General features: G+C 56.7%; 1 pseudogene. It reads right to left on the minus strand.

Annotated features, from left to right (window positions below):
- A pseudogene (locus ECTPHS_RS13810) lies at positions 1-196 on the minus strand (IS4 family transposase); the annotation flags it as partial.
- Positions 197-263: the final 67 nt, after the last annotated feature.

Raw genomic sequence — 263 nt, forward strand, 5'->3', positions numbered from 1 at the left:
ATTCTCGCCGCAATACCCTCAAGCCCAGGAAGAAATGGGACAACACCCGTCGCTTGGCCGTGTTCGGCTGATAATGACGGTGGCGCCCCTCATGCTCTGCCGCCAGACCCACCAACCAAGCCGCGAAGCTGGCCAGGGCGGCAATCAGCAGCAGCACATCAAATCGTTGCGCAGAGCGGGAACGGGAACGATTCACGCCAAGTCCATAATGCTCGTTCTTGCTGGATCGAAAATCCTCTTCAATCTGCATCCTCAACGAATAG

The organism is Ectothiorhodospira sp. PHS-1, from assembly GCF_000225005.1.
In the GTDB taxonomy this organism is placed as follows: Bacteria; Pseudomonadota; Gammaproteobacteria; order Ectothiorhodospirales; family Ectothiorhodospiraceae; genus Ectothiorhodospira.